Source organism: Daejeonella sp. (assembly GCF_044342615.1).
Taxonomy (GTDB): Bacteria; Bacteroidota; Bacteroidia; order Sphingobacteriales; family Sphingobacteriaceae; genus Daejeonella.
The window spans coordinates 1-3752 of sequence record NZ_JBIIPN010000198.1 but is presented as its reverse complement, the minus strand read 5'-3'; the positions used below and the strand labels follow the sequence as shown (position 1 = coordinate 3752).

Annotated in this window: 5 protein-coding genes; 4 read left to right on the top strand and 1 reads right to left on the bottom strand. The window is 36.1% G+C overall.

Going from position 1 to position 3752, the window contains the following annotated elements; translation table 11 throughout:
• A partial coding sequence (locus ACIQ0D_RS12190) for an aminotransferase class I/II-fold pyridoxal phosphate-dependent enzyme (RefSeq protein ID WP_395806006.1) occupies positions 1 to 247 on the bottom strand: 247 nt, incomplete at its 3' end.
• A gap of 126 nt (positions 248 to 373) precedes the next feature.
• Between ACIQ0D_RS12190 and ACIQ0D_RS12185 the strand changes: the two genes are divergently transcribed.
• The 4 genes from ACIQ0D_RS12185 to ACIQ0D_RS12170 are packed head-to-tail and all read left to right on the top strand — an operon-like array spanning position 374 to position 3669.
• On the top strand, positions 374 to 1363 hold the full coding sequence (locus ACIQ0D_RS12185) for a cation diffusion facilitator family transporter (protein ID WP_395806004.1): 990 nt from the start codon (positions 374 to 376) through the stop codon (positions 1361 to 1363).
• Positions 1350 to 1802 carry an NUDIX domain-containing protein gene (locus ACIQ0D_RS12180; RefSeq protein WP_395806002.1) on the top strand — a complete coding sequence of 151 codons (453 nt, stop codon included), beginning with the start codon at positions 1350 to 1352 and terminating at the stop codon, positions 1800 to 1802. The genes ACIQ0D_RS12185 and ACIQ0D_RS12180 overlap by 14 nt, the downstream gene beginning before the upstream one ends.
• Entirely contained in the window at positions 1784 to 3058 is a 1275-nt protein-coding gene (gene bioA / locus ACIQ0D_RS12175) for an adenosylmethionine--8-amino-7-oxononanoate transaminase (RefSeq protein ID WP_395806000.1), read from the top strand. The genes ACIQ0D_RS12180 and bioA overlap by 19 nt, the downstream gene beginning before the upstream one ends.
• Before the next feature lie 2 nt (positions 3059 to 3060).
• Positions 3061 to 3669 carry a hypothetical protein gene (locus ACIQ0D_RS12170; protein WP_395805998.1) on the top strand — a complete coding sequence of 203 codons (609 nt, stop codon included), beginning with the start codon at positions 3061 to 3063 and terminating at the stop codon, positions 3667 to 3669.
• Positions 3670 to 3752 lie beyond the last annotated feature (83 nt).

Sequence of the window (3752 nt, the reverse complement as noted above, 5' to 3'; positions counted from 1 at the left end):
GTTTAAGCTTTGCTGCAATTGCTTTGCGCAATTCAGGATAGCCCGGAACGGGAGTGTAATAAGAAAAATTTTGATCAATAGCCTGTTTGGCTGCTTCTTTCACGAAGTCGGGTGTGAAAAAATCTGTCTCACCAAGGCTTAGACTGATTACGTCTACTCCCTTAGCGGCTAATTCGCGGCCCATTTTTGCCATTTTGATGGTGGCGGACTCGGAAAGATTGTCGATGCGATGTGATAATGTGCTCATAATTATAACAAATATAGAAACATGGCCTGCCAATGCAAAAATTAAAGCGAATTCAAGTTAATTTTTCCATTTTTTTAACAAATGCTCTCTGCTATTGACTAAATTTACCGAAAATATTGACCTGCTTTGCAAACTCAAAAAAAAGTCATTTTACTTTCACTGGTCGTAGGTATCGTACTGATGCTAGCCAAGTTTACGGCATATTTTATAACTTCATCTAACTCTATTTTAACCGATGCTGCCGAAAGTATTGTCAATATTTTAGCTAGTTTATTCGCGTTTTATAGTATTTATCTTGCTGCTCGCCCCAAAGATCAAAACCATCCTTATGGACATGGGAAAGTTGAATTTTTCTCTGTTTTTATTGAGGGAGCATTAATTATCATTGCAGGAATCCTAATTAGTTTTAAGTCATTTTATAACCTCTTTTTCCCACATGAAATCAGTGATTTAATCCTTGGTACTATAATTATTGGCGTTTCAGGCTTAATCAACTATTTTTTAGGATATTATCTCATTGATCAAAGTAAAAAACTGAATTCTTTAACCTTGTTTGCGGATGGGAAACATCTTCAAACGGATGCTTATACAAGTGCGGGATTAGTCTTTGGTTTAATTCTCATTTATACCACCGGGTTAAATTATCTCGACAGTATTTTATCCATAGTAATTGGAATATATATTGTTTATAGTGGTTATAAATTGGTGCGAAAATCGGTTTCTGGTTTAATGGATGAATCTGATTTTGATACAACAGATGAAATTGTCGCTATTCTCAATGAACATCGTAAAAATTCGTGGATTGATGTGCATAATTTGCGTACACAACGCTACGGGACTGATGTTCACATCGATTGTCATCTAACACTTCCTTATTATTTTGATTTGAATAAGGTCCATGAAGAGGTTTCTGAACTTGATAAATTGGTAAATCACAAGGCAAATTCAAATACTGAATTTTTTATCCATGCTGATCCTTGTGTGCCACAGTGTTGTCATTATTGCAAAATGTTGGATTGTTCAGTTCGTTCTGAGCCAAAAACTCTTGATATTGCGTGGACAACAGAAAATGTAAGCAAAAACCAAAAACATTTTACACCCGATGTATCAATTTAATGTTAGAGTTTACGGACTATTATTTAATGAGGATAATCATATTTTAATCAGTGATGAGGAGGAATATGGTTTTCAGTTCAGCAAATTCCCAGGTGGCGGGTTAGAGTATGGTGAGGGGCTCATAGACGCATTAAAAAGAGAGTTTGTGGAGGAATGCCAGACAGAAATTGAGGTTTTAGAGCATTTTTACACGACAGATTTTTTCATAAAATCGGTCTTTAATGAAAGTCAGGTAATTAGTGTTTACTATTTGGTTAAACCTATTTCAAACATTGAGCTTGATTTTAGAGAGAAAGCATTTGATTTTCAGTCTGTAGGAGATACACTTCAAGCATTCCGTTGGAAATGCGTTCATGAACTAATTAAGGATGATTTGACCTTTCCGACAGATCAAAAAGTTTTAGAATTATTGAAAGAAAAATGGCCGAAAAAAGTTTAGTCGAACGCGACCAGGCAATAATCTGGCATCCATACACCCAAATGCAAAATGCAGCAGCTCCAATTCCGATTGTGCGCGGTGAAGGCGTATTTTTATATGCTGAGGATGGGACAAAATATCTAGATGCTATTTCCTCTTGGTGGGTAAATATTCATGGTCACTCGCATCCATACATTGCAAAAAAGGTATCGGAGCAGCTAAGTAGGTTGGAACATGTTATTTTTGCCGGATTTACCCATCCTGGAGCTGTAGAATTGGCCGAAAGATTAATAAATATTCTTCCCAAAAACCAAGCTAAGGTATTTTATTCTGATAATGGATCTACTGCTGTGGAAGTGGCGCTGAAAATGTGTTTTCAATTCTGGACTAATCAGGGAATTGAAAAACCCAAAGTTTTAGCCTTTCACAATTCTTATCATGGCGATACCTTTGGAGCCATGGCAGTAAGTGCAAGAAGTGCATTTACTAAGCCATTCGATAAGTTCTTTTTTGAAGTTGAATTTATCGATCTTCCTAATCATGATAATATTGAGCAACTTAAAAACCATATAAGTACCATAAAATCAGGTATTTCTGCTTTTATATTCGAGCCCTTAGTACAAGGGGCAGGAGGGATGCAAATGTATGAGGCACATTATCTTGATCAATTAATTAAACATTGCAGACACGAAAATATTTTAACGATTGCCGATGAGGTGATGACAGGATTCGGTCGTACCGGTAAATTGTTTGCAAGTGATCATCTCACAGAAAAAGCTGATTTAATGTGTTTTTCGAAGGGCATTACAGGCGGGACAATGGCTCTTGGTGTAACTACTTGTACACGAGATATTTATGAAGCTTTTCTTTCGGATGATAAATTAAAAACACTTTTTCACGGACATTCATTCACGGCAAATCCAATTGCTTGTGCTTCAGCCTTAGCCAGCATGGACCTGCTTTTGGAGCCAGAAACGGAGCAAAATCTTCATCGGATTGAATCGAAACACAAAGATTTTGCCACAAAAATTGCCTCCCACAAGAAGGTTAAATGTATTCGGCAGACTGGGACTATTTTAGCGATAGAATGGGATACAACAGGTGAAACGTCCTATTTTAATGGTTTAAGGGATACACTATATAATTTTTTCCTTGATCAGGGCATAATTTTAAGACCACTTGGGAATATTATTTACATTATGCCACCATATTGCATGAAAAATGAAGATCTCGATTATACTTACGCAAAAATTGAAGAGGCGCTTGAGCGATTTTAAATATGGATTTTAGTCAATTACTTTCAAAAATAGTTTCCAATAACGATACTCATGCACGCTGGTTGAACACACTTTCCTTGATGGAAAACTCAGGTGCTCGGAAAATATCTGCCAGTGAACATAAAAAGGATGTCACATTAATTATTTTAAAACATGCCGCTGAAGAGCATAGACATGCCTATTATCTTAAAAAACAAATTTCTAAGCTTAGCCTTGATGCTTGTCCCACTTACGCAGACCAATATTTATTGGCAAGCTCAGATAGTAGGTATTATTTAAATTTATTAGATGTTTTGGTATGTAAATACCTTAAAAGCACCCTCAATTTAAGTGGAAATGATTTGAAATTTGCTGCCTACCTCTTAGTTACTTATGCTATTGAAGTCCGTGCAGATGAACTTTACCCCATCTACCAAAACGCTCTAGACGAAGCATCAAGTAAAGTTAATGTGAAGTCGATCATACTTGAAGAGGAGGGACATTTAGAGGAAATGTTAATACAATTAAAGAGTTTTTCTGCAGATTGGGAAAAGCATGCTGAAAAGGCTGTTGAATTTGAAACAAAACTGTTTAATGATTGGCTTAAAGCATTGCAGAAGGAAGTCGCTTAGAGATCTAAATACTGTTGAAATACCTCTTGCATGTGAGCCTGGCCATATCTTAACAATTGATTATCAAGTTTAAGATTAGCTTT

Excerpts from the sequence above, each read along its gene's own strand:
- ACIQ0D_RS12180 (WP_395806002.1), top strand. The coding sequence starts at position 1,350 with ATGTATCAATTTAATGTTAGAGTTTACGGACTATTATTTAATGAGGAT.
- ACIQ0D_RS12170 (WP_395805998.1), top strand. The coding sequence starts at position 3,061 with ATGGATTTTAGTCAATTACTTTCAAAAATAGTTTCCAATAACGATACT.
- bioA (WP_395806000.1), top strand. The coding sequence starts at position 1,784 with ATGGCCGAAAAAAGTTTAGTCGAACGCGACCAGGCAATAATCTGGCAT.